At 66.8% G+C, this 25,618-nt stretch carries 26 protein-coding genes; 18 read left to right on the top strand and 8 right to left on the bottom strand.

All coding sequences use genetic code 11. From position 1 onward, the window contains the following. Window positions 1–61 precede the first annotated feature (61 nt). From CEX88_RS19975 to ribD, 5 genes are read left to right on the top strand one after another with little or no spacing between them, the layout of a single operon-like run. The gene (locus tag CEX88_RS19975) at window positions 62–598 is read left to right on the top strand and encodes a LemA family protein (RefSeq protein ID WP_094294790.1); all 537 of its coding nucleotides are present in this window, start codon (window positions 62–64) and stop codon (window positions 596–598) included. Between the two features lie 42 nt (window positions 599–640). Continuing rightward, the gene (gene fmt / locus CEX88_RS19970; RefSeq protein WP_094294789.1) at window positions 641–1,570 is read left to right on the top strand and encodes a methionyl-tRNA formyltransferase; all 930 of its coding nucleotides are present in this window, start codon (window positions 641–643) and stop codon (window positions 1,568–1,570) included. A gap of 7 nt (window positions 1,571–1,577) precedes the next feature. Next, window positions 1,578–2,951: an RsmB/NOP family class I SAM-dependent RNA methyltransferase gene (locus CEX88_RS19965; RefSeq protein WP_094294788.1), complete on the top strand. Its 1,374-nt coding sequence runs from the start codon at window positions 1,578–1,580 to the stop codon at window positions 2,949–2,951. Window positions 2,952–2,955: 4 nt separating this feature from the next. Next, entirely contained in the window at window positions 2,956–3,633 is a 678-nt protein-coding gene (rpe, locus tag CEX88_RS19960; protein ID WP_094294787.1) for a ribulose-phosphate 3-epimerase, read from the top strand. Further along, window positions 3,630–4,631, top strand: coding sequence for a bifunctional diaminohydroxyphosphoribosylaminopyrimidine deaminase/5-amino-6-(5-phosphoribosylamino)uracil reductase RibD (gene ribD / locus CEX88_RS19955; RefSeq protein WP_094294786.1), 1,002 nt, complete (start codon window positions 3,630–3,632; stop codon window positions 4,629–4,631). Before rpe ends, ribD begins: the two co-directional genes overlap by 4 nt. Here the strand turns inward: ribD and CEX88_RS19950 are convergent. The 3 genes from CEX88_RS19950 to CEX88_RS19940 are packed head-to-tail and all read right to left on the bottom strand — an operon-like array spanning window position 4,618 to window position 7,335. Further along, on the bottom strand, window positions 4,618–5,679 hold the full coding sequence (locus tag CEX88_RS19950) for an ABC transporter ATP-binding protein (protein ID WP_094294785.1): 1,062 nt from the start codon (window positions 5,677–5,679) through the stop codon (window positions 4,618–4,620). The two genes, ribD and CEX88_RS19950, sit on opposite strands and share 14 nt — an antisense overlap. A 4-nt stretch (window positions 5,680–5,683) precedes the next feature. Further along, on the bottom strand, window positions 5,684–6,733 hold the full coding sequence (locus CEX88_RS19945; protein WP_094294784.1) for an ABC transporter permease: 1,050 nt from the start codon (window positions 6,731–6,733) through the stop codon (window positions 5,684–5,686). Between the two features lie 47 nt (window positions 6,734–6,780). Beyond that, window positions 6,781–7,335 (bottom strand): type 1 glutamine amidotransferase domain-containing protein, encoded by a 555-nt coding sequence (locus tag CEX88_RS19940; RefSeq protein ID WP_202931580.1) that lies wholly within the window; start codon window positions 7,333–7,335, stop codon window positions 6,781–6,783. 174 nt (window positions 7,336–7,509) lie between these two features. Between CEX88_RS19940 and CEX88_RS26120 the strand changes: the two genes are divergently transcribed. Then, on the top strand, window positions 7,510–7,680 hold the full coding sequence (locus CEX88_RS26120; RefSeq protein WP_202931579.1) for a hypothetical protein: 171 nt from the start codon (window positions 7,510–7,512) through the stop codon (window positions 7,678–7,680). Here the strand turns inward: CEX88_RS26120 and CEX88_RS19935 are convergent. After that, window positions 7,677–9,260 (bottom strand): MFS transporter, encoded by a 1,584-nt coding sequence (locus CEX88_RS19935; RefSeq protein ID WP_420799234.1) that lies wholly within the window; start codon window positions 9,258–9,260, stop codon window positions 7,677–7,679. The two genes, CEX88_RS26120 and CEX88_RS19935, sit on opposite strands and share 4 nt — an antisense overlap. Further along, the gene (locus CEX88_RS19930) at window positions 9,260–9,964 is read right to left on the bottom strand and encodes an LppX_LprAFG lipoprotein (protein WP_094294782.1); all 705 of its coding nucleotides are present in this window, start codon (window positions 9,962–9,964) and stop codon (window positions 9,260–9,262) included. The genes CEX88_RS19935 and CEX88_RS19930 overlap by 1 nt, the downstream gene beginning before the upstream one ends. Before the next feature lie 103 nt (window positions 9,965–10,067). Between CEX88_RS19930 and CEX88_RS19925 the strand changes: the two genes are divergently transcribed. Beyond that, window positions 10,068–10,667: a riboflavin synthase gene (locus CEX88_RS19925; RefSeq protein WP_094294781.1), complete on the top strand. Its 600-nt coding sequence runs from the start codon at window positions 10,068–10,070 to the stop codon at window positions 10,665–10,667. Window positions 10,668–10,701: 34 nt separating this feature from the next. Here CEX88_RS19925 and CEX88_RS19920 read toward each other — a convergent pair whose 3' ends face one another. Next, window positions 10,702–11,028, bottom strand: coding sequence for a hypothetical protein (locus CEX88_RS19920; RefSeq protein WP_094294780.1), 327 nt, complete (start codon window positions 11,026–11,028; stop codon window positions 10,702–10,704). 179 nt (window positions 11,029–11,207) lie between these two features. On the opposite strand from CEX88_RS19920, the gene CEX88_RS19915 reads away from it, so the two are divergent. The 3 genes from CEX88_RS19915 to CEX88_RS19905 are packed head-to-tail and all read left to right on the top strand — an operon-like array spanning window position 11,208 to window position 13,449. Then, window positions 11,208–12,527: a bifunctional 3,4-dihydroxy-2-butanone-4-phosphate synthase/GTP cyclohydrolase II gene (locus CEX88_RS19915; RefSeq protein ID WP_064395633.1), complete on the top strand. Its 1,320-nt coding sequence runs from the start codon at window positions 11,208–11,210 to the stop codon at window positions 12,525–12,527. Beyond that, window positions 12,524–13,003 carry a 6,7-dimethyl-8-ribityllumazine synthase gene (gene ribH, locus CEX88_RS19910; RefSeq protein WP_066842320.1) on the top strand — a complete coding sequence of 160 codons (480 nt, stop codon included), beginning with the start codon at window positions 12,524–12,526 and terminating at the stop codon, window positions 13,001–13,003. The genes CEX88_RS19915 and ribH overlap by 4 nt, the downstream gene beginning before the upstream one ends. Further along, the gene (locus CEX88_RS19905) at window positions 13,000–13,449 is read left to right on the top strand and encodes a PH domain-containing protein (protein ID WP_066842318.1); all 450 of its coding nucleotides are present in this window, start codon (window positions 13,000–13,002) and stop codon (window positions 13,447–13,449) included. Before ribH ends, CEX88_RS19905 begins: the two co-directional genes overlap by 4 nt. Here CEX88_RS19905 and CEX88_RS19900 read toward each other — a convergent pair. Then, entirely contained in the window at window positions 13,436–13,903 is a 468-nt protein-coding gene (locus CEX88_RS19900) for a GNAT family N-acetyltransferase (protein WP_094294779.1), read from the bottom strand. The two genes, CEX88_RS19905 and CEX88_RS19900, sit on opposite strands and share 14 nt — an antisense overlap. Next, window positions 13,900–15,864 (bottom strand): gamma-glutamyltransferase family protein, encoded by a 1,965-nt coding sequence (locus CEX88_RS19895; RefSeq protein ID WP_202931578.1) that lies wholly within the window; start codon window positions 15,862–15,864, stop codon window positions 13,900–13,902. Before CEX88_RS19895 ends, CEX88_RS19900 begins: the two co-directional genes overlap by 4 nt. 53 nt (window positions 15,865–15,917) lie before the next feature. Here CEX88_RS19895 and uvrC point away from each other — a divergent pair, with 53 nt between their 5' ends. From uvrC to gap, 8 genes are all read left to right on the top strand, one after another. Next, complete coding sequence (gene uvrC, locus CEX88_RS19890) at window positions 15,918–17,912, top strand: excinuclease ABC subunit UvrC (protein ID WP_094294778.1); 1,995 nt, start codon at window positions 15,918–15,920, stop codon at window positions 17,910–17,912. An 11-nt stretch (window positions 17,913–17,923) separates the two neighbouring features. Beyond that, window positions 17,924–18,823 carry an RNase adapter RapZ gene (rapZ, locus tag CEX88_RS19885; RefSeq protein WP_197506180.1) on the top strand — a complete coding sequence of 300 codons (900 nt, stop codon included), beginning with the start codon at window positions 17,924–17,926 and terminating at the stop codon, window positions 18,821–18,823. Then, the gene (gene yvcK, locus CEX88_RS19880; RefSeq protein WP_094294777.1) at window positions 18,820–19,833 is read left to right on the top strand and encodes a uridine diphosphate-N-acetylglucosamine-binding protein YvcK; all 1,014 of its coding nucleotides are present in this window, start codon (window positions 18,820–18,822) and stop codon (window positions 19,831–19,833) included. The genes rapZ and yvcK overlap by 4 nt, the downstream gene beginning before the upstream one ends. Continuing rightward, window positions 19,830–20,807, top strand: coding sequence for a DNA-binding protein WhiA (whiA, locus tag CEX88_RS19875; protein WP_094294794.1), 978 nt, complete (start codon window positions 19,830–19,832; stop codon window positions 20,805–20,807). Before yvcK ends, whiA begins: the two co-directional genes overlap by 4 nt. Before the next feature lie 42 nt (window positions 20,808–20,849). Then, window positions 20,850–23,525 carry an ATP-binding protein gene (locus CEX88_RS19870; protein ID WP_338016230.1) on the top strand — a complete coding sequence of 892 codons (2,676 nt, stop codon included), beginning with the start codon at window positions 20,850–20,852 and terminating at the stop codon, window positions 23,523–23,525. A 5-nt stretch (window positions 23,526–23,530) separates the two neighbouring features. Further along, the gene (locus CEX88_RS19865; protein ID WP_126315865.1) at window positions 23,531–23,803 is read left to right on the top strand and encodes a nucleotidyl cyclase domain-containing protein; all 273 of its coding nucleotides are present in this window, start codon (window positions 23,531–23,533) and stop codon (window positions 23,801–23,803) included. Window positions 23,804–23,807: 4 nt separating this feature from the next. Next, window positions 23,808–24,518, top strand: a complete 711-nt coding sequence (locus CEX88_RS19860; RefSeq protein ID WP_064428485.1) for an ABC transporter substrate-binding protein — start codon at window positions 23,808–23,810, stop codon at window positions 24,516–24,518. A gap of 78 nt (window positions 24,519–24,596) precedes the next feature. Beyond that, window positions 24,597–25,616 carry a type I glyceraldehyde-3-phosphate dehydrogenase gene (gene gap, locus CEX88_RS19855; protein ID WP_066842305.1) on the top strand — a complete coding sequence of 340 codons (1,020 nt, stop codon included), beginning with the start codon at window positions 24,597–24,599 and terminating at the stop codon, window positions 25,614–25,616. Window positions 25,617–25,618: the final 2 nt, after the last annotated feature.

Below are 25,618 nucleotides of genomic sequence, written 5' to 3'. Positions count from 1 at the left end.
TACGCGTTCGTCGGCAGCGTCAGAGGGGGATAAGAGACAGCGGAGGGGGAGGAGGCGGCTCATGGTGACGCTGCTACTGACGATCGCACTGGTGCTGGCGGTGCTGGCGTTCATCGTCTTCGTCGTCGGCTACAACAAACTGCGCTCGGCCGACGTACGCGTTGCCGAGGCGCTGAGCGGTATCGACGTCGAACTCACGCGTCGCGCGTCGCTGATTCCAAGCCTCGTGCACACCGTGCAGACCTTCGCCGCGCACGAGAAGGGCATCCTCGACCACGTCACCAACGCGCGCGCCGCGCTGACCTCGGCCACCACCGGCACATCGGTGGCCCTACGAAGCGCCGCCGAAAAGCAACTCGACACCGCGCTGGCCCCGCTGTTGGCGCTCGTCCAGAACTACCCGCAGCTGAACTCGTCGAACAACTTCCTCAACCTGCAGGAGAATCTCACCGACAGCGAGAACAAACTGGCGTTCGCGCGCCAGTACTACAACGACTCGGTCGCCACACTGAACCGGTTGATCACCACGATCCCGTGGATGTTCGTCGCACCGATGACCGGGGTGTCCGAACGGGAGTACTACCAGACCCCGCGCTGAGCACCCGGACGTTGTCACCGGCGCCGTCTCTAGACTGACGCGGTGCGCATCGTCTTCGCCGGCACCCCGGAACCCGCCCTGCCTGCGCTGCGCCGTCTCATCGAATCGCCACGTCACGACGTTGTCGCGGTGCTGACCCGCCCCGATGCGGCATCGGGTCGGCGCGGCAAGCCTTCACCGTCGCCGGTCGCGAGGCTGGCGCTCGAGCACGACATCCCGCTGCTGCGGCCCTCGAAGCCCAACTCCGACGAGTTCATCGCCGAACTGACCGAACTGGCACCGGAGTGCTGCGCGGTGGTCGCCTACGGCGCCCTGCTCAGCGAGCGGCTGCTCGCCGTGCCCGAATACGGCTGGGTGAACCTGCACTTCTCGGTGCTGCCGGCGTGGCGTGGAGCAGCGCCGGTGCAAGCGGCGATCGCGGCGGGGGACACCGTAACCGGCGCGACCACGTTCCTCATCGAACCTGCCCTCGACTCCGGTCCCGTCTACGGTGTCGTCACCGAAACCATCCGACCGACGGACACGGCAGGCGATCTCCTTGAGCGACTGTCGGTTTCGGGTGCGGAGCTGCTCGATCGCACGCTCGACGGAATCGCCGACGGCACGCTGACGGCGGTACCGCAGCCCTCGGAGGGAGTGACCATCGCCCCGAAGATCACCGTCGACGAGGCGCGCGTGCGGTGGGATCTGCCCGCCCATGTCGTCGAGCGGCGGATCCGCGCCGTCACACCGAATCCCGGCGCCTGGACGATGATCGGCGACCTTCGCGTCAAAGTCGCTCCCGTCACCGTCGACGAGGCCTCGCAGGCCCTGGCGCCGGGCGCTATCCGCGTCGGCCGCGATGGCGTGCGCGTCGGCACCGCGTCGCACCCTGCGCTGCTCGGACAGATTCAGCCACCGGGCAAGAAGCTCATGAACGCGGCCGACTGGGCCCGCGGCGCCCGCCTCGACGATTCGGCACGAGCCGAATGACAGCCGAATGAGCAAGCCGCGCAGCAACCGTCCGCAACGGCGCAAGCCTCTGGACCCGGCTCGCCGGGTCGCGTTCGACGTGTTGCGTGCCGTCTCGGAGAAAGACGCCTACGCAAACCTCGCCCTGCCGGCGTTGTTGCGGGAACGCGGCATCAGCGGCCGTGACGCGGCCTTCGCCACCGAACTCGCGTATGGCGCCTGCCGGACCAAAGGACTGTTGGACGCGGTCATCAGCCACGCCGCGGGCCGCGCGACCGACAGGATCGACCCCGTCCTGCTGGACCTTCTGCGGCTCGGCGCCTATCAGCTGCTGCGCACGCGGGTCGAGCAACACGCCGCGGTGTCCACCACCGTGGAGCAGGCCGGCATCGAGTTCGATTCGGCACGTGCCGGTTTCGTCAACGGCGTGTTGCGCACCATCGCCTCGCGCGACGAACAGTCCTGGGTCGCGGAACTGGCCCCGGACGCGGCGACCGACCCGATCGGTCATTCGGCGTTCGTGCATGCGCACCCCCGGTGGGTCGCGCAAGCGTTCGCCGATGCGCTGGGCCCCGACGCTGGTGAACTCGATGCGCTGCTCGCCGCCGACGACGCTCGGCCCGCCGTGCACCTCGCCGTGCGCCCAGGGGCGTTGAGTGCGCAGGAACTGGCCAAGCAGGTCGACGGCACGGTCGGCCGGTATTCGCCCCACGCGGTATACCTCACCGGCGGTGACCCGGGCCGGTTGCAGGCGGTGCGCGACGGCAATGCGCTGGTGCAGGATGAGGGCAGCCAACTCGTCGCGCGGGCGCTGACCCTGGCCGAGATCGACGGCACCGACGGCGGACGCTGGCTGGATCTGTGCTCGGGCCCCGGCGGGAAGACGGCCATGCTCGCCGCGTTGGCGCCCGACGGCGCACGGGTCACCGCGGTGGAGCCCGCGCCCGCGCGCGCCGATCTCGTCGAACAGAACACCCGCGGCCTTCCCGTGGACGTGCTGCGCGTCGACGGTCGCGACCCCGGCGTGGAACCCGGCTTCGACCGGGTGCTCGTGGACGCCCCCTGCACGGGCCTCGGTGCGCTGCGGCGCAGGCCCGAGGCACGGTGGCGGCGACGGCCCGTTGACGTGCCGCCGCTGGCCAAGCTACAACGTGAACTCCTGGCGTCGGCGATCCGGCTGACGCGGCCGGGCGGCGTGGTGCTCTACGCCACCTGTTCGCCGCACCTGGCCGAGACCGTTGGCGTCGTCGCCGACGCGTTGCGCCGACACCCCGTGACGGCGCTGGACACCCGGCCGCTGTTCGCGCCCGCGGACAATCTCGGAGCTGGGCCCTATGTCCAGTTGTGGCCGCACCGCCACGGCACCGATGCGATGTTCGCCGCCGTGCTCAAAGTAGGGTAGGCCCATGGCAGGACCCCTGATCGCGCCGTCGATCCTGGCGGCCGACTTCGCCAGGCTCGCCGACGAAGCCGAGGCCGTGAGCGGTGCGGACTGGCTGCACGTCGACGTGATGGACAACCACTTCGTGCCGAACCTGACCATCGGTCAGCCCGTCGTCGAGTCGCTGCTGAAGGTGACCGACATCCCGATGGACTGCCACCTGATGATCGAGAACCCCGAGCGGTGGGCGCCGCCGTATGCCGAAGCGGGCGCCTACAACGTCACGTTCCACGCCGAGGCCACCGACAACCCGGTCGGCGTCGCCCGCGACATCCGCGCCGCGGGCGCCAGAGCGGGGCTGTCGGTCAAGCCGGGCACCCCGCTGGAGCCGTACCTGGAGATCCTTCCCGAGTTCGACACGCTGCTGATCATGTCGGTGGAGCCGGGATTCGGCGGCCAGAAGTTCATCCCGGAAGTGCTGGTGAAAGTCGGTACGGCCCGGCGCCTCGTGGACGCGGGCGAGTTGACGATCGTCGTCGAGATCGACGGCGGCATCAACGCCGACACCATCGAGCAGGCGGCCGAGGCGGGGGTGGACTGCTTCGTCGCGGGCTCGGCCGTCTACAGCGCAGAGGACCCCGCCGCGGCGGTGGAGTCGTTGCGCAGGCAGGCCGCCGCTGCCTCCAAGCATCTGCGGGCATGAATCTCGAGGCCGCGATGCGGCTGGCGGTCCAACAAGCCGAGAAGGTCAAGGGCACAACCTATCCCAATCCGCCGGTCGGAGCGGTCATTCTGGACCGCGACGGCGAGGTGGCCGGTGTGGGGGCCACGGAGCCTCCCGGTGGGCCGCACGCCGAGGTGGTCGCGTTGCGTAGGGCGGGCGAGCGCGCCGCCGGAGGAACCGCCGTCGTGGCGCTCGAACCGTGCAATCACTACGGCCGCACCCCGCCCTGCGTGGATGCGCTTGTTGCCGCAGGCGTTTCGGCGGTTGCGTATGCGGTCGCCGACCCGAACCCGATCGCTGCCGGTGGGGCAGCGCGGCTCGCCGGGGAGGGGGTGGCCGTGACCGCGGGTGTGCTCTCCGACGCGGTAGCAGGCGGCCCGTTGCGCGAGTGGCTGCACAAACAGCGCACCGGATCGCCGCATGTGACATGGAAATTCGCGACCAGCGTGGACGGTCGCAGCGCGGCGGCCGACGGCAGCAGCCAGTGGATCACCAGCGAAGCCGCCCGCGCGGATGTGCACCGCAGGCGCGCCGTCGCCGACGCGATCGTGGTCGGCACCGGCACCGTGTTCGTCGACGATCCGGCACTGACGGCGCGTCTCCCCGACGGCACCCTCGCCGACCGTCAGCCGCTGCGGGTCGTCGTCGGAGAGCGCGAGATCTCGCAAGAGGCAAGGGTTCTCAACGACGACTCGCGCACCATGGTGATCCGTACCCGCGATCCCCACGAAGTGATCAAGGCGCTGTCCGATCGCACCGATGTGCTGCTCGAAGGTGGTCCGACGTTGGCGGGCGCGTTCTTGCGCGCCGGCGTCATCAACCGGATCCTGGCCTACGTCGCACCGATCCTCCTCGGTGGCCCGATTACCGCAGTCGATGATGTCGGTGTGCTGAGCATCGCGCACGCCCAGCGGTGGCGCTTCGATCAGATCGACCCCATCGGCCCCGACGTGCTGCTGAGCCTCATTCCTGGGTAGCCGCGCCCTCGGTGTCCAGCGGGCCCGCGTCCTCGCTGCTCAGCGGGCCCCCGTCCAATTCGCCGCTCAGCGGGCGGTGCTCGATGAGGTCGCGGACTCCGGCCATCCCCAACCGTTTTCGGAAAGCCTGCACCGTGTAGCCCACCACGGTCGCGTCGGTGCGCGCCCTGGCCGTCGCTGACCGGGGCAGATGGAACAGCGGCCCGATCTCGCCGAAGTAGTCGCCTTCGATCGCCAACTTCAGCAATTCCTCACCGCCGCCGGCCAGTTCGCGGATGATTTCGATCTCGCCGTCGTCAACGATGTAGATCTGGTCACCCATGGTGCCCTGCTCGAACAGCACCTGACCGGCTTCTAGCTCTACGGTCTCCGGTGGGCGGTCGGTGGAGGCGAAGTTCGGCACCATCTCGACGACCCGATCCGCCAGCGGCAGGATCCGGCTGTCATGTGTCGCGACGACCACCATCCGGTTGTCGGAGGCAAGCTCGCGGATCAGCTTCAGAACCTCTTCGACCTGAATGAAGTCCAGATGCGCCGTGGGCTCGTCGGCGAGGATCAGCGGGGGATCCAGTGCGATCGCCCGGGCCACCGCCACCCGCTGCTGCTGCCCGCCGCTGAGGTCGCCTGGCCGGTGCTCGAGACGGTCCTGCAGCCCTACCCGCGCCAGCAGCTGTTCGGCCCGCTTCCGGGAAGCCCGGCGCGACATGCCGTTTGCGCGCAGCGGCACCATCACGTTCTCGACCGCGGTGAGGCTGGGCACCAGGTTAAAGGCCTGGAACACGAATCCGACCGTCTCGCGCCGGTATGTCGCGAGTTCGTTGGCTCCGAGCGAGGTCACCTCGACGTCGCCGAATTTGATCGCACCCGAAGTGGGTTGCAAGATCCCGCCGAGGCACGACAACAGCGTTGTCTTCCCGCATCCGCTGGGGCCCATCAGAATCACCAGTGAGCCGGCCGCGACGTCGAGGTTCATGCCGTCGATCGGGCGCACGGCGTGCCCGCCGCTGGTGTACTCGACGACGAGATTCTGGATCGACAGATCGCCCATGGGCTCACGGCCCCCCGAACGCCAGTGCGGGATCGACTGACACGGCGCGACGTAACCCCGCCGCGCTGGCGATGAGGCCGATCGCCACCGCGACCACCGGCAGCGCGACGAAGGCCTCTGTGGGCACGATCACCTGCATGGGGAACAGCGGTCCGAGCAACAGCGACAGCCCGGCGCCGACCAACGCGGCCAGCAGCGCCACGATCACCGCCTGCAGGGCGAGTCCGGCCATCACCGAACGGGTAGGCACCCCAATCGCTTTGAAGACGGCGAAGTCCCGCAGCCGTTCCAACGCGGACAGGTAGACGACCGAACCCACGATCAGCGCGGCGACGATCCACAGCAGCACCGCGACGATCGTGATGGAGTTGACGGCCACCTTCAACGGCCGCAGCAGATCCTCGATGGCTCCGGTGCGGTCGACCGCCCGATAACCGTTCGGCACCTGCTCAAGGGAGCCGCGCACCCCAATGGAGGCGACAAGTCGCTCACCGCCGTACACCAACTGCTGTGCGCCCTCTGTGGTGAGAAACACATTGGGCAGGTTCGCCAATGCGGTCGAGTTCTCCACCAGGCCGACGATACGTAGCGTCTGCGAGGCGATCTCGACCTCATCGCCGACGCCGCGACCCAATGTGGTGGACACCGCGACTTCGTCGGGGGTCGTGGGCGCGCGCCCTTCGATCACGGCTGGCATACCCGGTCCGCGTTCGGGCGCGCCGAAGATGTCGACGTTGCGCGTCGCCCCGTCGAGGGTGGCGGTGCCGCCGGCGTAGGCCAGGGGAGCGGCGGCGTCGACGCCGGGAGCGGCAGCGATACGGCGCAATTCCACGGGCGCGAACGGTGTGGCACCCACGAACGGACCCGACGCACCCGCCTTCACGATGAACTGGTCGACGCCGAGGCTGTCGACGGTCCTTTCGGCCTCGGTCTGGAAACCGTTGGCCAAACCTGTGAGCACCAGCGTCATCCCGAAAATGATCGCGGTGGACAATACCGCGATGGCGAAACGTCGCCTTCGCCACTGCATGTCGCGCAGCGCGGCGATGAGCATGTCGGCGACGTTACCCCGGCTACGGCCCTCGGCGCGTGGGGTTTCGGCTACTTCGCGAAAGCGCTGACCAACGTGTTGCAGAAGGCCGGCAGGTCATCGGGTTTGCGGCTGGACACCAAAGTGTTTGGCCCACGCGAGCATTCGACGACCTCGTCATCCACCCAGTTGGCTCCGGCATTCACCAGGTCGGTCTTCACGCTGGGCCACGACGTCATGGTGCGTCCGCGCACCACGTCTGCCTCGACGAGCGTCCACGGTCCGTGGCAGATGACCGCGACCGGTTTGCCTTCGTCGAAGAAGCTCTTTGCGAACGCGACCGCGTCGGCGTTCATGCGCAGGTTGTCCGGGTTGGCCACGCCGCCGGGCAGCACCAACGCGGCGTAGTCGGACGCCGACACCGAATCGGCGGACTTCTCGGCTTCGAACGTGTCGGCGGGGGTCAGGTGGTTGAACGCCTGGATCTTGCCGACCTCCGTCGACACCAGTTCAGGGGTGCCCCCGGCCTGCTCGACGGCCTTCCACGGCTCGGTCAGCTCGACCTGCTCGACACCTTCGGTAGCGACCAGGAACGCAATCTTCTTGCCATTCAGTGAACTTGCCATGAGCTTTCTCCGTTGAGGTTAGATGTGATGCCACGCATACCCCGCGTGTCGAGGAGTCAATCAGCGCGCTCACGTCGGTACACTCGTACCAGAGTGGGCCGCGTACGGCCCGCCGTAATCGCGCTTTCACCGACGATTTGCGCGCTGGTGAGCACGAACAAAGGACGACGACCCATGACTGCACTGCAGGACTGGCTCAGCTATCGCCCGATGCACCCCCGGACCCTCAAGGCGTTGATCTGCGACACCTTCCGGGTTCAGCCCGACCAGGCTGTCGCAGAGGAGGCCGCGCCGGTCAAGCCGGCCGAGCCGCTGCTGCTGCGCCCCGGCCTCGAGCGCTGCTAGGCGCCGTCGACGCGATCGGCGGCCGTTTCCCCGACCACTTCCGCCGGTTCGTCGGCGTGCTCCTGCTTGCCGCCGATGAGGAGGCCCAACAGGGCGCCGACGACGCAGACCACGACCGTGACGAGGAAGATGTCGCCGTACTGCAGCACGTAGGCCTCTCGGTAGCGGGTCGCTTCGGCGGCCAGTCGTTCGGCAAGCGTGTTGGCCGGCGGGAATGGCAGGGTCTGAAGGTGCTGGTTTAGTCGGTACAGACCCCATGCGGTCAAACCGGCCAGGCCGATGAGCATGCCGATCATCCGCGCCACCACCACGGCCGCCGACGCGATGCCGTGCTGGGCGGCTGGCACTACGCGTAGCGTCGCCGAGGTCAACGGCCCGATCACCAAGCCCAGGCCGAGGCCGGCGATCGCCAGGTCGGTGTCGAGCACCGGCAGGGAGACGAACCCGAGGTCGTGGTGGGTGGTCAGCACGTCGGTGCCCCACATTGAGATCAGGTAGTAACCGCCTCCGGCGATCAGCAGACCGACGAAGGCCACCAGGCGGTCCCCGATGCGGGTCGCGACCCACCCGCCGATCACGGCGCCGATGGGCAGCGCGATCAGGAAGCGCAGCAGCAAGAGCACGGCGTCGGTCTGGTTCTTTCCGAGCACACCCTGCCCAAACAGTTCCACGTTGACCAGAGTCACCATCAACGCCGCGCCCGCGCACAAGGACGCGCCCAACGCGGCCAGGAACGGCCGAAAATGCACGCCGGCGGGTTCGATCAGGCGTGTGCGTGAGTACCTCTCCCAGACAAAGAAGGCCACGACGGCCACCAGTGCGGCCAACAGCACCGGAAGCCCGTAACTCGGCAGGATCTTGCGGCCGTCGGGCGCCGGGTTGTAGAGCCCGATCACGATCAGGCCCAGCGCGACGGCAAGCAGCACCCCGCCGACGACGTCCACCCGTTCGGGGTTCTCGGGCTTGAGGCGGGAAGGCAAACTGAAGTGGATCAGCACCATCGCGAGGGCGGCCAACGGCAGGTTGATCCAGAAGACGTCGCGCCACGTGTTCAGCACCGCCACCACGGCGATGCCGTACAGCGGTCCCAACACGCTGCCCAACTCTTGTGCGGCGCCGATCCCGCCGAGCACTGTGGCGCGGTTACGGCTGGCCCACAGGTCGGCGGCCAGCGCGAGCGTGACCGGCAGAAGCGCACCGCTGGCGACGCCCTGAATGGTGCGGCCGATCACCATGGGGACCAGGTCGTTCGACATCGCGGTGACGACGGATCCGACCGCGAAGCCGGCCAGGCTCACCTGGAGGATGAACTTGCGGCCGAACCGGTCCGAGGCCCGGCCCAACAGCGGCATCGCGGCGATGTAACCGAGCAGGTAGCAGGTGATGATCGGGGTCACCCGCTGCAGCTGGTTTATCGGGATTCCGATGTCGATGATGATGTCGGTGATGATCGCGACCACGACATAGGTATCGAGCGCGCCGAGCAGCACCGCGAGGCTGCCGGCGCTGATCGCGATTCGCCGATTCGACCCCGCCCTCAGGACGGATTCGGTGCCCGCGGCTCGAGTTGATATCGACATTAGGCGGCCGGCGGCTTGGTGACCGTCACTGGTTTGCCCCATTCCGTCACCGTCATAGTGACGCTGCTGTCGGAGTCGGTCTGCAACTTGACCTGGGCCAACTTATGGTCGCCGTCCTCGGCGATCCAGGCTGTTGCCGGCGCTGGACCGGTCATGTCGAGCTGCGGGGCGATCTTGTTGACCGCATCGGCGCTGACGTTCCCGGTGACACGGATGGTCTCCACGCCGTTGACCGATTCGCGACCCTCGGCCTTCGGGTCGGAGAAGTTGTCCAGCACGTTGCCCAAACCAGTCTCAGGATTGAGTATCAGCGAAGCGTCGTAGATATCGACTGCAGGACCGAAGTTCGACAACTGACCCCCGGGGGTCAACGTTGCATAGAGATCGCCGTCGAAGACCACGAACTCCAAGCCCTCCAGGCGCTGGCCCCCCATCAACAGGTTGACCTTGCCCTGTGCGGTGAACGTGGGCGCGTTGCTCAGGTCACCCTCGAGCTGCTCGATCGGCAGCTTCTCGATCGTGCCCTGCACCTGCAGCTTCAGGTGCGCGCTGGTCTGTTTCTTTGTCGTTTCGCTGGACTGCTGCAGCAGGGTTGCGCCGTCGGGGAGGTCCTTCGTGGATTCCTCCGATGTGGAGGAGCAACCGGCCAGAAGGGCGATGGCGGCAACGAGGGCGGCGAAGATCGTCAGGAGGCGCGTGGGCATGAGTGCATCGTAAAGGGTCCGAGTGCACCGACTCGGCGCGCGGGCGCTGCCAGGGCGAACAGGGCCACGCCGGAGGAGGCCGCGATCTCGATAGTCTGGCGAGGTGTTCACCGGAATCGTCGAAGAGGTCGGCGAGGTCGTCTCCAAGGAAGATCTCGGCGATTTCGCCCGGCTTGCCATCCGCGGGCCCCTCGTCACATCGGACGCTCGCCACGGTGACTCGATCGCGGTGAACGGCGTCTGCCTCACCGTTGTCGAGGTGCGCCCGGATGCGACGTTCACCACCGATGTGATCGGGGAGACGCTGAACCGCTCGAGCCTCGGCCGTCTCGCGGTGGGGGGCCGGGTCAACCTCGAACGTGCGGCGGCGGTGAACAGCCGGCTCGGCGGGCACATCGTGCAGGGCCACGTCGACGGCACCGGCCACGTGATCGCGCGCACCCCGTCGGATCGCTGGGTCGTGGTGCGCATCGCACTTCCCACCGCGCTGTCGCGGTATGTGGTGGAGAAGGGCTCCATCACCGTCGACGGTGTCTCGCTGACGGTGTCCGGGCTCGGACACGACTGGTTCGAGGTGTCGTTGATTCCCACGACGCTCGATCTCACGACGCTCGGCCGTGCCGAGGTCGGCACGCTGGTCAATCTCGAGGTGGACGTGATCGCCAAGTATGTCGAGCGGCTGCTCGCTCCGCAAAGCGATTGAGCCGCCGCCACTTTCGAGCAGCGGTCGTCAGCGTCTAGTAGCCGAGTGGCCCGCGAAAATGCTGGATGATGGTGAAGAGGTCGCTGACCTGAGTCGTGGTCGGAACGAAATCGTTGAAGAACCGGTCGACCGCGCCCATCTGGTCGGGCGGGGCCACATTTCGGGGTACGTACTGCTGCCACATTCCTTCGAGCACTCCCATTGCCGGGATCACGTCGGACGCGGTGGGGCCGGGTCCTGGAGGAGCAATGTCGCTCGGCTGGGCGGCCGCCGACGGTGCGACGGCAAGGAACAGACCGGAGGCGGCCACACCGCACGCGGCGAAGAGCAGCCTCGGAGCGGCGAATCGTGACGCATTCATATGAGTCCCTTTGGGCGTGACCAGGAAACGTAGCGTAGACATCGGGCACCTCGGCCAAGGAGCAATCCCGAAAATACACAGAGGTTCCACAGAGTGCCGCCGACGCCGAAACCAAGAGTAAATGCCCAGCTCAGCGGCCTGGCAATAAGTTTTGAACCCCGGTGGTTCATACTGATGTGGTGACGAGGCTTGACACTGTTGAGCGCGCGGTGGCAGATATCGCCGCGGGCAAGGCCGTCGTCGTGATCGACGATGAGGATCGCGAGAACGAGGGCGATCTCATCTTCGCCGCCGAAAAGGCGACGCCGGAGCTTGTTGCGTTCATGGTTCGGTACACCTCCGGCTACCTCTGCGTCCCGCTGGATGGCGCCATCTGCGACAAGCTGGGTCTGCTGCCGATGTACGCGGTGAACCAGGACAAGCACGGTACCGCCTACACCGTTACGGTGGACGCGAAGAACGGTGTGGGAACGGGTATCTCGGCTGCCGACCGGGCAACGACGATGCGGTTGCTCGCGGATCCGTCAAGCATCGCAGACGATTTCACGAAGCCGGGCCACGTCGTGCCGCTGCGGGCGAAGGACGGAGGCGTGCTGCGCCGTCCCGGGCACACCGAGGCCGCCGTCGACCTGGCCCGCCTCGCCGGTCTGCAGCCGGCCGGTGCGATCTGCGAGATCGTCAGCCAGAAAGACGAAGGCTCGATGGCGCAGACCGACGAGCTGCGCATCTTCGCCGACGAACACGACCTCGCGCTGATCTCGATCGCCGACCTGATCGAGTGGCGGCGCAAGCACGAGAAGCACATCGAGCGCATCGCCGAGGCCCGGATACCGACCCGCCACGGCGAATTCCGCGCCGTCGGTTACACCAGCATCTACGACGACGTCGAGCATGTCGCGCTGGTCAAGGGTGATATCGCAGGCCCGACCAGCGACGGCCACGACGTATTGGTGCGTGTGCACTCCGAATGCCTCACCGGTGACGTGTTCGGCTCTCGACGCTGCGACTGCGGGCCCCAACTCGACGCGGCCATGGCGATGGTCGCTCGCGAAGGCCGTGGCATTGTGCTGTACATGCGCGGCCACGAAGGCCGCGGCATCGGGCTCATGCACAAGCTGCAGGCCTATCAACTACAGGACGCCGGTGACGACACCGTCGACGCCAACCTCAAGCTCGGCCTGCCCGCCGACGCCCGCGACTACGGCATCGGAGCGCAGATACTCGTCGACCTGGGCGTGCGGTCGATGCGGCTGCTCACCAACAATCCCGCCAAGCGGGTGGGGCTCGACGGTTACGGGTTGCACATCATCGAACGCGTGCCGCTACCGGTGCGGGCGAACAAAGAGAACATCCGTTACCTGATGACCAAGCGGGACCGGATGGGCCACGACCTGAGTGGTCTGGACGCCTATCACGAGGCCACCACCATGGCCGACTACGACGAGGGCGTATACCTGCTCGGTGACCGCCGCCCAACAGATCTCGGTGGAGCCCTGTGAGTGGTACAGGCGTACCCGATCTTCCAGACATCGACGGATCGGGGCTCAAGCTAGCCGTCGTGGCGAGCACCTGGCACGAGACCATCTGCGACGCATTGCTCGACGGGGCACTCAAAGTGGCTGCGGGCGCAGGGATCGAGAATCCCACGGTGGTGCGGGTGCTGGGCGCAATCGAGATTCCCGTTGTGGCACAGGCGCTGGCGGCCGACCATGACGCAGTCGTGGCGCTGGGCGTGGTGATCCGAGGGGAGACACCGCATTTCGACTATGTGTGTGACGCGGTGACGCAGGGCTTGACCCGGGTGTCGCTGGATGCGTCGACACCGGTGGCCAACGGAGTGCTGACGACCAACAGCGAGCAGCAGGCCCTCGACCGGGCCGGGCTCCCGTCGTCGTCTGAGGACAAAGGCGCGCAGGCGGCGGCGGCCGCGTTGTCGACCGCGCTGACGTTGCGCGACATTCGCTCGCGCTCATGACCGACTGGGATATCGAGATACGCCCGCACCTGGCACCGTATTTCGCTTACGCTGCCGCAGCGCTGATCCTCGCCGCGCATGTGACGGTAGGCGCATTGTTGAAGATCAGCTCGACCGGGGTGATCTTTCGGACCGCCGACCAGGTGGCGATCGCGCTGCTCGGCGTCGTCATCGCCGGGGTGGTCTTGATGTTCGCCCGGCCCCGGCTGCGAGTCGGCGCCGCCGGTGTGAGCGTGCGGAACCTCGTCAACGACAAGACGATTCCGTGGTCCGATGTGGTCGACATCTCTTTCCCGAGGGGCGCGCGATGGGCACGCGTGGACCTGCCCGACGACGAGTACATTCCGATCATGGCGATCCAGGCCGTCGACAAGGGCCGCGCCATCGACGCGATGGACCGCGTCCGCGACGTCCTCGAGCGTTACAAGGGCCTCAACTCACGCTGAGCGACATCGCGAGTTCGTCGCGCTCGGAGGTGGTTTGGTCGTCGGTGACGGTGAACCCGATGCTCTCGTACACCTGACGCGCCGCCGCGTTGTCGATCGCCACCCGTAAGCGGACCGTGTGCACATTGCTGGTGCGCGCCCATTCGAGAGCCGCGGCGACCAGTTGCCGCGCCAGGCCCCGACCCCGTGCCGCGGGTTCCAGCCACAGCGAGTACAGATACACGGTCTCGTTGTTCTCCTGCTGCGCCCCGATCATGCCGACGGGACGGTCACCGTCGAGCGCGACGAACTGCGCATGGTCGCGCAACCGCCGCCGCCACTGCGCTGCGGTGAAGGCCGCCTCGTCCCGGTAGCTTGGATCCTTTTCACCCAGCGAGTCGGACAGCGCCCTCAACCGGATGGCAGCGAACGTCTGCCAGTCGAATTCACCGAGCCGGGCCACACATTCGGTCATCGGGTGTCGCCCATGACCAACCCTTCCCTGCGCGGATCCGCCCCGCCGATGAGGCCTGTGCTGTCTCGGATGATCGCCGACAGGCCGCTCGACTGGTCGGCCAGATCCACCTGATGGCCGAGTGCCCGCAACCCCTGCACGAGCGGATCGAGATCGCCGTTATCGGAGGTGTCGATGATCGGATGCTCACCGCCGACATTGGTCTTCGGAGTGTTCGCCGCGCCGAAGTCGACCATCGACACCGCCTGCTGCGGGTCGAGTCCCCAATCCAGCATTCCCACAATGGTTTTCGCTACGAACTGGATGATCGCCGCACCGCCGGGCGAACCCAGGACCGCATAGAGGCGTCCGCGCTCGCCGGCCCGGCCCTGTGCCCGGTCGAAGATCAGGGTCGGCGCCATCGTGCTGCGCGGTCGCTTGCCGGGCTGGACCCGGTTCGCCACCAGCGCCCCGTCGGGGCCGGCCGGCTCGGCCGAGAAGTCTGTGAGCTGGTTGTTGAGGAGGAACCCGTCGACCATGTGGAACGAGCCGAACGCCGACTCGACCGTGGTGGTCAACGACGCGGCGTTGCCCTGTGAGTCGACGATGCTGACCTGGCTGGTGCCGTGTTCGGGGACGGGCGGTGCGGGGCTGGTCGGCGGACCGAACTCGCCGGGTTTCGCGGTGCCCATGCTGTGCTGCTCGGAGATCAGCGCGGCCCGACCGGCGAGGTAGTCACTGCCGAGCAGCGTGTCGGGTGACCCGCCCGGCAGCGGCACGAAATCGGTGTCGGCGACGTACTTGTCGCGGTCGGCGTACGCCAGTCGTTCCGCCTCGGATATCAGGTGTACGCCCATGACCGACGGTCGGCCGCCGTTGAGGTCGACGTCGCTGGGTTTGTGATCGGCCATCGGGAAGTGTTCGAGAATGCCGAGCGTCGCCAGCACGGCGATGCCGCCTGACGACGGCGGTGGCATCCCGCAGATCTCCCGTCCGCGGTACGGCCTGCACAGCGGTTCGCGTTCCTTGACCGAGTAGTTGGCGAGGTCTTCGACGGTCATCAGGCTTGGCGTCCGGCCCCCGGAGGCGTCGGCCGCTGCGGCGACGATGTCGCGGGCGATGGCGCCGGTGTAGAACGTCTGAGGGTCGGTGGCGATGACGCCCAACGTCTTCGAATACGCCGGGTTGGTCAGCCGGGTGCCCTCCGTCTTGGGGCTGCCGTCGCCGTTGAGGAAGTATTCGGCCGCTTGGGGGTCGAGCTTGAGCTCGGGCGCCGCGTCATCGATGGCCGCGGCCAGCCTCGGGCTGATGTCGAAGCCGTCGTCGGCCATCCGGACTGCGGGAGCGAACAGGTCGCGCCAGCCCGTCTTGCCGTGATCGGCGTGCACCTCGGTGAGCATCCGCACGATGCCGGGCACACCGATCGAACGCCCCGAGGCCCTGGCGTCCGGTTTGGGCTCCGTCCGGTCGGTTTCGGAAACCCAGCGCAGATAGTTCTCCGTGGCCGCAGCGGGCGCGATTTCGCGACCGTCGTAGGCCTGGACCTCACCGGAGGCCGCATCGAAATAGAGCAGGAAGCCGCCGCCGCCGAGGCCCGACGCCTGCGGCTCGACGAGGCCGAGCACGGCCTGCGCGGTGACGAGCGCGTCCGCCGCGGTGCCACCGTCGCGGAGCACCTCGCACGCGGCCTGCGTGGCCAGCGGATTAGCGGTGACCACCGAGAAGCTGCTGGTTCGCACCGGCGTCATGTCGGTGCGGTAACCCGTGGCCACCTCGGGATTGGTTGAGATGTCGCGGGACGTCGGCGGCGACCCGGGAGAGGGTGCGGCGGTGGTCTTGACCACCGGGGTGCCGTTCTCGACGATCGCGCACGGTCCCGCGGCCTCAGACCCGGTGCTGCCGTCGTCGCTCGAGCAGCCGGCGAGTACCAGCACCAACCCGGTCAGCGGGGCCATCACCTTGGTCAGCGACGAGATCCGCATCACCCGACGGTAGTGGATCGGGCCGGTCGGAACGCGGCAGTAACCTGGATTGCGTGCCTGATCCTTCGACGTACCGACCCGCCCCAGGGTCGATTCCCGTCGAACCGGGCGTCTACCGATTCCGCGACCCACACGGCAGGGTGATCTACGTCGGCAAGGCGAAGAGCCTGCGCAGCCGACTGAACTCCTACTTCGCCGACGTCGCGAGCCTGGCGCCACGTACACGTCAGATGGTGATGGCCGCGGGCAGCGTCGAGTGGACGGTGGTCAACACCGAAGTCGAGGCGCTGCAGCTCGAATACAACTGGATCAAGGAGTTCGATCCGCGGTTCAACATCAGGTATCGAGACGACAAGTCCTACCCGGTGCTCGCGGTCACGCTCAACGAGGAGTATCCGCGGCTGATGGTGTACCGCGGGGGCCGGCGCAAGGGCGTCCGGTACTTCGGACCCTATTCGCATGCGTGGGCGATCCGCGAAACCCTCGACCTGCTGACGCGGGTGTTCCCGGCGCGCACATGCTCTAACGGAGTGTTCAAGCGCCACAGGCAAATCGATCGACCCTGTCTGCTTGGCTACATCGACAAGTGTTCGGCCCCCTGCATCGGTCGGGTGAGCGCCGAAGAGCACCGCCAGATCGTCCTCGATTTCTGCGACTTCCTCGCCGGTAAGACCGATCGGTTGGTGCGCGACCTCGAACACCAGATGAACGAGGCCGCCGAGGAACTGGATTTCGAGAGGGCAGCACGCCTGCGCGACGACATCGGCGCTCTGAAACGGGCGCTGGAGAAACAGGCGGTGGTGTTCGGCGACGGCACCGATGCCGACGTGGTGGCATTCGCCGACGACGAACTCGAAGCGGCCGTGCAGGTTTTCCACGTCCGCGGCGGCCGGGTGCGCGGCCAGCGCGGTTGGATCGTGGAAAAGTCCGGTGAGCCGGGAGAATCGAGCCAGGAACGTTTGGTGGAACAGTTCCTGACCCAGTTCTACGGCGATCAGGCCGAATTGGGCGACGCCAGCGACAGCGGCGGGGACGAGGCGACCAATCCCGTGCCTCGTCAGGTGCTGGTTCCGTGCCTGCCGAGCAACTCCGACGAATTGGCCGCCTGGCTCGGCCAGCTGCGGGGTTCTCGGGTGTCGTTGCGCGTGCCGCAGCGCGGTGACAAGCGCGCCCTCGCCGAGACGGTCCGCCGCAATGCCCAGGATGCGCTCGCTCAGCACAAGCTCAGGCGTGCCGGTGACTTCACCGCGAGAACCGCTGCGCTGCAGAGTATTCAGGATGCTCTGGGGCTGGCCGAGGCGCCGTTGCGCATCGAGTGCGTCGATATCAGCCACGTGCAGGGCACCGATGTGGTGGCCTCCCTGGTGGTCTTCGAGGACGGTTTACCGCGCAAGTCCGACTACCGGCACTACGCGATCCGAGAGGCCGCGGGCGACGGCCGTTCAGACGACGTCGCCTCCATCGCCGAGGTGACCAGGCGCCGGTTCTACCGTCACCTACACGACAGCCAGCATCCCACAGAGCTTGCACCGGAAGGAAAGTCGCGCAAGTTCGCCTACCCACCGAACCTGTTCGTCGTCGATGGCGGTGCGCCACAGGTCAACGCCGCACAAGCCGTGCTCGACGAACTGGGTATCACCGACGTCGCGGTGATCGGCTTGGCCAAGCGTCTCGAGGAGGTGTGGGTTCCGTCGGAGCCCGATCCGCTGATCATGCCGCGCAACAGTGAAGGGCTGTACCTGCTGCAGCGCGTACGTGACGAGGCGCACCGGTTCGCGATCGCGTATCACCGCAGCAAGCGTTCCAAGCGGATGACCGCGTCGGCGCTTGACTCGGTTCGAGGGCTCGGTGAGCATCGCCGGAAAGCACTGGTCACCCACTTCGGCTCGGTGGCCCGATTGAAGGAGGCGTCGATCGCGGAGATCACCGCGGTACCCGGTATCGGTGTCGCCACCGCCCGTGCCGTGCTCGACGCGCTTGGCGTACCGCCCGAAAGCGACGCGCCCGAGTCGGCGATCGACGATGATCAGAGCAAGGTATCGGGATGACGGACCAGGGAATGCACGAGGATCTTCGCGACGAGGCGAGCGCCGACTCCGGCATCGACGTGGTTCTGGTCACCGGACTCTCGGGTGCGGGCAGGGGCACCGCGGCCAAGGTGCTCGAGGACCTGGGGTGGTACGTCGCCGACAACCTCCCGCCGGAGCTGATCGCGCAGATGGTCGAGTTGGGGCTGGCGGCCGGATCACGGATCACCCAGCTGGCGGTGGTGATGGACGTGCGCTCGCGCGGGTTCACCGGAGACCTGGACTGGGTGCGCAACGAACTCGCGACCCGCAACATCGCGCCGCGGGTGGTGTTCCTGGACGCTTCGGACGAGAGCCTGGTGCGCCGCTACGAACAGAACCGCCGAAGTCACCCATTACAGGGCAATCAGACTCTGGCAGAAGGCATTGCGGCCGAGCGTGCGCTGTTGGCCCCCGTCCGCGCGTCGGCAGATCTGGTGATTGACACCTCGACGCTTTCCGTGCCCGCGCTGCGCGAGAGCATCGAGCGCGCCTTCGGTGGCGAAACCATCGCCCACACGAACGTCACGGTCGAGTCCTTCGGCTACAAGTACGGGTTGCCGATGGATGCCGACACCGTGATGGACGTCCGGTTCCTGCCGAACCCGCACTGGGTTGACGACCTGCGCCCGCACAGCGGCCAGCATCCCGCGGTCCGCGACTATGTTCTCGGGCAACCGGGTGCAGGCGACTTCCTGGAGACCTATCATCGGCTGCTCGATGTAGTCATCGACGGATACCGTCGCGAGGGGAAGCGATATATGACCGTCGCCATCGGATGCACCGGCGGCAAACATCGAAGCGTGGCGATCGCCGAGGCACTGGCGGCGCGGCTGCAGGGCGGTGATGACCTGACGGTGCGGGTGTTGCACCGGGATCTGGGGCGCGAATGAGCGCGCGGATCGTTGCGCTCGGTGGTGGGCACGGGCTCTATGCGACCCTGTCGGCGGCGCGCAGGCTGACGCCGCACGTGACGGCCATCGTCACGGTCGCCGACGACGGCGGCTCGTCAGGGCGACTGCGCAACGAGCTGGATGTCGTGCCACCGGGTGATCTTCGAATGGCGTTGGCCGCGTTGGCATCTGACAGCCCGCATGGCCGACTGTGGGCGACGATCATTCAGCACCGGTTCGGTGGCAGCGGGGCGCTGGCCGGGCATCCGATCGGCAACCTGCTGCTCGCGGGCCTCAGCGAGGTGTTGGCCGACCCGATCGCCGCACTCGACGAACTGGGCCGCATCCTCGGCGTGAAGGGTCGCGTGCTTCCGATGTGCCCGATGGGGCTCGGCATCGAGGCCGACGTGGCGGGTCTGGAATCTGACCCTCGAATGAGCCGGGTGATTCGCGGCCAGGTGGCGATCGCCACCACCGTGGGCAAAGTCCGTCGCGTGCGGCTGCTGCCGGGGGATCCGCCTGCCACCCGACAGGCCGTGGACGCGATCATGGCGGCGGACCTGGTGGTGCTGGGCCCCGGCTCGTGGTTCACGAGCGTGATCCCGCATGTACTGGTTCCCGAGCTCGCGGCGGCGCTGCAGGCGACTGCGGCGCGCCGAGCGTTGGTGCTCAACCTGGTGGCCGAACCGGGGGAGACGGCGGGTTTCTCCGTCGAGCGACATATCCACGTGCTGTCGCAGCATGCGCCCGACTTCACCGTGCACGACATCATCGTCGACGCGAGTCGAGTGCCCAGCGAGCGCGAGCGTGAGCAACTGCGTCGGACCGCGAACATTCTTCGTGCTCAAGTTCAGTTTGCTGAGGTGTCCAGACCTGGTACACCTTTACATGACCCGGCGCGCTTGGCCGCGGCATTGGAGAGTGTGCGTCTTCGCGGCACCGCGGCTCCGGCGCCGGCACTGCCCACGTCGACAGCGAATGGACCGAGAGGTGACGACCCGTGGCGATGACAGCCGAGGTCAAGGATGAGTTGAGTCGGCTGATCGTCAATTCGGTCAGCGCTCGGCGCGCCGAGGTGGCCTCCCTGCTGCGGTTCGCCGGCGGATTGCACATCGTTTCGGGACGCGTGGTCGTCGAGGCGGAGGTCGATCTCGGCATCATCGCCCGGCGGTTGCGCAAGGACATCTACGACCTGTACGGCTACAACGCCACCGTGCACGTCGTATCGGCCAGCGGCATCCGCAAGAGCACCCGGTACCTGGTCCGCGTGGCGAAGGACGGTGAGGCGTTGGCCAGGCAGACCGGTCTGCTCGACCTGCGGGGTCGCCCCGTGCGCGGGCTGCCGGCCCAAGTGGTCGGCGGCAGCGTGGCCGATGCCGAAGCAGCCTGGCGCGGAGCATTTCTGGCACACGGATCGCTCACCGAACCGGGACGCTCGTCGGCGTTGGAAGTCAGCTGCCCGGGTCCTGAGGCGGCGCTGGCACTTGTCGGCGCCGCCCGCAGGTTGGGGGTGAGCGCGAAAGCGCGCGAGGTTCGCGGCACCGACCGGGTGGTGGTGCGTGACGGCGAGGCCATCGGCGCGCTGTTGACGCGCATGGGTGCGCAGGACACCCGGCTGACATGGGAAGAGCGCAGGATGCGGCGCGAGGTGCGGGCCACCGCCAACCGGCTGGCCAACTTCGACGACGCCAACCTGCGGCGCTCGGCACGGGCGGCGGTCGCCGCGGCCGCCCGCGTGGAACGGGCGCTGGAGATCCTCGGCGATACGGTGCCCGACCACCTCGCCGCCGCGGGCAAGCTGCGCGTCGAGCACCGGCAGGCGTCGCTGGAGGAGTTGGGCCGGCTCGCCGATCCGCCGATGACGAAGGACGCTGTGGCGGGCCGTATTCGGCGGTTGCTGTCCATGGCCGATCGCAAGGCCAAGCAGGACGGCATTCCCGACACTGAGTCGGCTGTCACGCCGGACCTGCTCGAGGACGCCTAGCGCCGACCGGCCACTTGTCAGGCGCATTTCGGTGAAAGGCGTGTGACAAGCGCTCTCTCGGCCGACACTTCACTTGTGTCCGCGGGCGTCCCGCCCACCGGCGTCGTGACATTCCTGTTCACCGACATCGAGGGTTCGACTCGTCGGTGGGAGTCCGACGCGGATGCCATGCGGGTTGCACTTGCTTGCCATGACAAGGTGTTGCGCTCGGCGATCGAGGCGCACGACGGATTCGTGTTCAGCCACAGCGGCGATGGTCTCGCCGCTGCGTTCGCGTCTCCGAGCGCCGCCGTCGACGCAGCCATCGCCGCCCAGCGCGAGTTGGAGCTCCCCGTGCGCATGGGAATCGCGACCGGTGAGGCCGAACTGCGTGACGGTGACTACTTCGGAACGGTGCTCAACCGTGCTGCTCGCGTCACGGCGGCCGGGCATGGTGGCCAGATCCTGGTGGCCGAGTCGACGGCGGTTCTGCTCGACGGTGTCGAACTGCTGAACCTGGGGCCGAAGCGCTTACGCGACGTGACGCGCCCGATCACGATCTTTCAGCTGCGAACCCAAGGCCTTCCATGTGACTTCCCGCCATTACGCAGCCTTGACGCTGACCGGGGAAATTTCCGACCTGTGGGAAGAAGGTTGGTTGGGCGTGATGACGAAGTGGCCCGGATCGCGGCGGTGTTGCGCACCAATCGATTCGTCACATTGACCGGTGTCGGTGGAGTGGGCAAGACGCGTCTGGCGCTTGAGGTCGCTGGTCGTTTGACCAACGATTTCACCGACGGGGTCTGGGTTTTCGAGCTTGCGTCTGTGGCCGACGCAGGTGCCGTGGCTGATTCGGTTGCCGCGATCCTAGGCATCGCTCAACAACCCGGGATGAGCATGTGTGATTCGGTCGCGGCTGTCTTGGAGAACCGGAAGCGGCTGTTGGTCTTCGATAACTGCGAACACGTGTTGGACGCGACCGCAGGACTTGTCGAGGCCATCCTCGCGAAGTCCTCGACCGTGAGCATCCTCGCCACGAGCAGAGAGGGCTTGGGCGTCGCCGAAGAACAGATCTGGCCGGTCCGCTCACTCTCTGACGATGCCGCGGCGGAGCTGTTCGTGGAGCGCGCCGGCAGCATTGCTCCTGGCGCTGCCGTCCGCGAAATGGATGCGGTCACCGACATATGTCGTCGCCTCGACGGCATTCCGCTGGCGATCGAACTCGCTGCTTCTCGGGTTTCGGTGATGACGCTGACCGATATTCGTGACCGACTCGACAAGAGGTTCAACCTCCTCGTGGGGGCACGGCGAAGCTTGGAAAGACACCAGACACTTCGTCACGCGGTGCAATGGTCATACGACCTCTTGAGCGCCGAAGAGAAGAGACTGTTAGAGCGGTGTTCGGTGTTCGCCGGTGGGTTCGACATCCACAGCGCCTGCGCCGTGGCCGGACCGGAATACGACGAGTTCGCGGTCGTGGATCTTCTCGAGTCTTTGGTGCGCAAGTCGCTGCTCACGGTGGACCGATCCGAGCAGACGGCTCGGTTCTCCATGCTCGAGACCGTTCGCCAATTCGCAGAGGAACAGCTTGCCTCTTGCGGTGCGGCAGAGGACGTTCGAAACGCCCACGCCCGCTACTTCGCGCAACTCGAGAACACGATGCTGTCCTTGTGGGACAGCCCTGAGCAACGCTACGCGTATCGCTGGTTGGCGTTGGAGCTGGCGAACTTGCGCACAGCCTTCCGCTGGGCGGCCGATACAGGCGACATTGACGTTGCCGCCACAATCGCAACGTATGCGGGGCTTCTCGGCATAGGGGTCGAGAGTTACGAGCCGATGACCTGGGCCGAAGCGATGATCGAGCTTGCCGTCGCTGTAAACCATCCCCGGCTGTCGAGTTTGTATGTGGTCGCAGCGGTGTGCTGGATGGCCGGCAGGTTGGAAAACGCGCTTCGATATGCCGAAGCAGGCGCCGCCGTAGTGGCGCGCAACGAGAATGCGCCGCCGTACGGGATGGAGGGTTGGCTGGGAGCGGCCTACCTTCCGGCCGGCGAGCCGTTGCGGTGGGCCGAACTATGTCAGGCTCAACTCGAACGGCGCGGTGATAACCACGTGTACATCCGTGGCTGCCGGGTGTTCGGTCTTTCGTTCGGGGGGCTTGTTGACGACGCGATGGAAGCGGCGAAGGGATTGGTCGAAGCGGGGGCGGCAACTCGAAACCCTTATATGCACACGTTCGCAATCGCCGCAAGTACGTTCCCACTCCATGCGGAAGGATCAGACGCCGGCTTGGAGGACTGCCGCGAAGGTTTGGCGATGGCCCTGGATAGCGGAAATCGTTTCAACGCCTCGATTCTCGCTCTGGGGATGGCCAGGTTTGAGGCACTTGAGGCGGTTACCCCAGAGGCACTCGAGCACTTGACGTTGGTCCTACGCAATTACCACGACTCCGGCAACGTCGGTAGCATTCGCAGTCCACTCGCCGTGCTGAGTACATTCCTTTACCGCGTGGGTCTGTACGAATCGGCAGCGATTATCAGCGGGTTTTCAATGAGTCCTCTGGCTCAAGCGGTACTGCCGGAGTTCAGCACCTCCATCGCCCACCTCCGGACGGTGCTCGGTGACGCCACCTACGAATCACTGGCCTCCAGAGGTGAGTCGATGTCGATGGCTGCCGTCGCGGAGTACGCCTATGGCGAAATCGACCATGCGCGAGCTGAACTCGGCCGACCCTCATGAGGCGCATGACGAATTTGTGTTCAGCCATAGCGGTGATGGACTCGGGCTGCCTTCACGTCGTCGAGGCTACTGTCGACGCCCAGCGCCGATTCGAACTACCGGTGCGCATGGGCGTCGCGACCGGTGAGACCAAGGTTCGCGATGGGGACTACTTCGGCACAGTCCTCCACCGGGTGATGGCGGCCGGGCCCGGCGGTCACATCCTCGTGGCCGAACTCGCGACCTACGCCTACGAGCAGATCGATCAGGCCCGCGCGCAGCTGCAGCAACTACGGTGAACCCATGGAGACGCTGAGAGTCGGTGTGGCGATGCCCGACCCACCCTTCAACGGGATGCCCGACGACGGTGGGCTCGACATCGACCTGATGCGCGCGCTCAGCGAGAAGATCGGCGCGACAGTCGAATTCGTACCCTACGACGGCGCCGACTTCGGCGGCATCTTCGATGGTCTCGGGTCGAAGTACGACTGCGTCGCCGCCGGAACTACCGTCACGCCCCAGCGCGAGGAGAAGGCGACGTTCCTCCCGCCCTACGTGATCTCCGGTCAGGCGCTGGCTGTCGACACTCGCCGGCTGCCGCGTGTCACGTCCGTCGACGACCTCGAAGGCCTGACCATCGGCGTTCAGCGGGGCAACACCAGCCGGCCGATCGCCGAGCGACTCGTCGCCGATGGCAAGGCCGGTGCCGTCCGCGTCTATGAGTACACCGCGATTCGCGACGCGTTGAGCGACCTCTCGACGGGTGGCTGTGATGCCGTGATGAAGCTTGCGCCGGTGCTGACCGAACTGGTCAAGCCGGTCCCTGGCGTCGAGGTCGTCCAGCGCGGCATCACGGTCGAGGACATTGCGATTGCCGTTCCGCGCGGTGACCAGGTGCTTCTCGGTCGGCTGACAGTCGCGCAAGCCGAGTTGGAGGCCGACGGCACGCTGCAACGGATCCGCCGTAAATGGCTCGGCAACCCCTATGCCGACCAGCGCCTGACCGCGCACTGACCAGGTGACGCGTGGCCGCTATCACACGACTAGGCTGGCGGCCGAGCACTACACGTTGAGGCGATCAAGGGAGAAACAGTGACCATCCGGGTAGGCGTGAACGGCTTCGGCCGCATCGGACGCAACTTCTTCCGCGCGCTGGACGCGCAGAAGCACGAAGGCAGGAACACCGACATCGAGATCGTCGCTGTCAACGACCTCACCGACAACGAGACCCTCGCGCACCTCCTGAAGTTCGATTCGATCCTGGGCCGGCTACCCGAAGACGTAGAGGTCGACGGCGAGGACATCATCATCGGCGGGCACAAGATGAAGGGACTGTCGATCAAGGAGGGCCCCTCGGCCCTCCCGTGGGGCGACCTCGGGGTCGACGTGGTGGTCGAGTCCACCGGCATCTTCACCAAGCGCGACAAGGCGCAAGGCCACCTGGACGCCGGCGCCAAGAAGGTCATCATCTCCGCGCCTGCCACCGATGAGGACATCACCATCGTCTTGGGCGTCAACGACGAAAAGTACGACGGCAGCCAGAACATCATCTCCAACGCCTCGTGCACCACGAACTGCCTCGGCCCGCTGGCCAAGGTGCTCAACGACGAGTTCGGCATCGTCAAGGGCCTGATGACAACGGTCCACGCCTACACGCAGGACCAGAACCTGCAGGACGGTCCCCACAAGGACCTGCGTCGCGCCCGCGCCGCCGCGCTGAACATCGTGCCCACCTCCACCGGCGCCGCCAAAGCGATCGGCCTCGTCCTCCCCGAGCTGAAGGGCAAGCTCGACGGCTACGCGCTGCGCGTGCCGATCCCCACGGGTTCGTGCACCGACCTGACCGCGGAGCTGTCCAAGTCGGCCACCGCCGACGAGATCAATGCGGCGTTCAAGGCCGCCGCGGAGGGTCCGCTCAAGGGCATCCTCAAGTACTACGACGCACCGATCGTGTCCAGCGACATCGTCACCGACCCGCACAGCTCTATCTTCGACGCGGGTCTGACCAAGGTGATCGACAACCAGGCCAAGACGGTGTCCTGGTACGACAACGAGTGGGGTTACTCCAACCGGCTGGTCGACCTGGTCGCGCTTGTCGGCAAGTCGCTGTAACG

This window comes from Mycobacterium neumannii (assembly GCF_002245615.1).
Lineage (GTDB): Bacteria > Actinomycetota > Actinomycetes > Mycobacteriales > Mycobacteriaceae > Mycobacterium > Mycobacterium neumannii_A.
This window is presented reverse-complemented; position numbering and strand designations above follow the sequence as displayed.

Bases quoted from the DNA above. Each gene is read 5' to 3' on its own strand.
- ribD (WP_094294786.1), top strand. From the start codon at position 3,630: ATGAATCTCGAGGCCGCGATGCGGCTGGCGGTCCAACAAGCCGAGAAG.
- CEX88_RS19965 (WP_094294788.1), top strand. From the start codon at position 1,578: ATGAGCAAGCCGCGCAGCAACCGTCCGCAACGGCGCAAGCCTCTGGAC.
- rapZ (WP_197506180.1), top strand. From the start codon at position 17,924: ATGCACGAGGATCTTCGCGACGAGGCGAGCGCCGACTCCGGCATCGAC.
- CEX88_RS19950 (WP_094294785.1), bottom strand. From the start codon at position 5,679: ATGGGCGATCTGTCGATCCAGAATCTCGTCGTCGAGTACACCAGCGGC.
- CEX88_RS19865 (WP_126315865.1), top strand. From the start codon at position 23,531: ATGACGAATTTGTGTTCAGCCATAGCGGTGATGGACTCGGGCTGCCTT.
- whiA (WP_094294794.1), top strand. From the start codon at position 19,830: ATGACAGCCGAGGTCAAGGATGAGTTGAGTCGGCTGATCGTCAATTCG.
- rpe (WP_094294787.1), top strand. From the start codon at position 2,956: ATGGCAGGACCCCTGATCGCGCCGTCGATCCTGGCGGCCGACTTCGCC.
- CEX88_RS19975 (WP_094294790.1), top strand. From the start codon at position 62: ATGGTGACGCTGCTACTGACGATCGCACTGGTGCTGGCGGTGCTGGCG.
- CEX88_RS19920 (WP_094294780.1), bottom strand. From the start codon at position 11,028: ATGAATGCGTCACGATTCGCCGCTCCGAGGCTGCTCTTCGCCGCGTGC.
- yvcK (WP_094294777.1), top strand. From the start codon at position 18,820: ATGAGCGCGCGGATCGTTGCGCTCGGTGGTGGGCACGGGCTCTATGCG.
- CEX88_RS19905 (WP_066842318.1), top strand. From the start codon at position 13,000: ATGACCGACTGGGATATCGAGATACGCCCGCACCTGGCACCGTATTTC.
- CEX88_RS19930 (WP_094294782.1), bottom strand. From the start codon at position 9,964: ATGCCCACGCGCCTCCTGACGATCTTCGCCGCCCTCGTTGCCGCCATC.
- CEX88_RS19940 (WP_202931580.1), bottom strand. From the start codon at position 7,335: ATGGCAAGTTCACTGAATGGCAAGAAGATTGCGTTCCTGGTCGCTACC.
- CEX88_RS19860 (WP_064428485.1), top strand. From the start codon at position 23,808: ATGGAGACGCTGAGAGTCGGTGTGGCGATGCCCGACCCACCCTTCAAC.
- CEX88_RS19935 (WP_420799234.1), bottom strand. From the start codon at position 9,260: ATGTCGATATCAACTCGAGCCGCGGGCACCGAATCCGTCCTGAGGGCG.
- CEX88_RS26120 (WP_202931579.1), top strand. From the start codon at position 7,510: ATGACTGCACTGCAGGACTGGCTCAGCTATCGCCCGATGCACCCCCGG.
- CEX88_RS19895 (WP_202931578.1), bottom strand. From the start codon at position 15,864: ATGCGGATCTCGTCGCTGACCAAGGTGATGGCCCCGCTGACCGGGTTG.
- CEX88_RS19900 (WP_094294779.1), bottom strand. From the start codon at position 13,903: ATGACCGAATGTGTGGCCCGGCTCGGTGAATTCGACTGGCAGACGTTC.
- CEX88_RS19945 (WP_094294784.1), bottom strand. From the start codon at position 6,733: ATGCTCATCGCCGCGCTGCGCGACATGCAGTGGCGAAGGCGACGTTTC.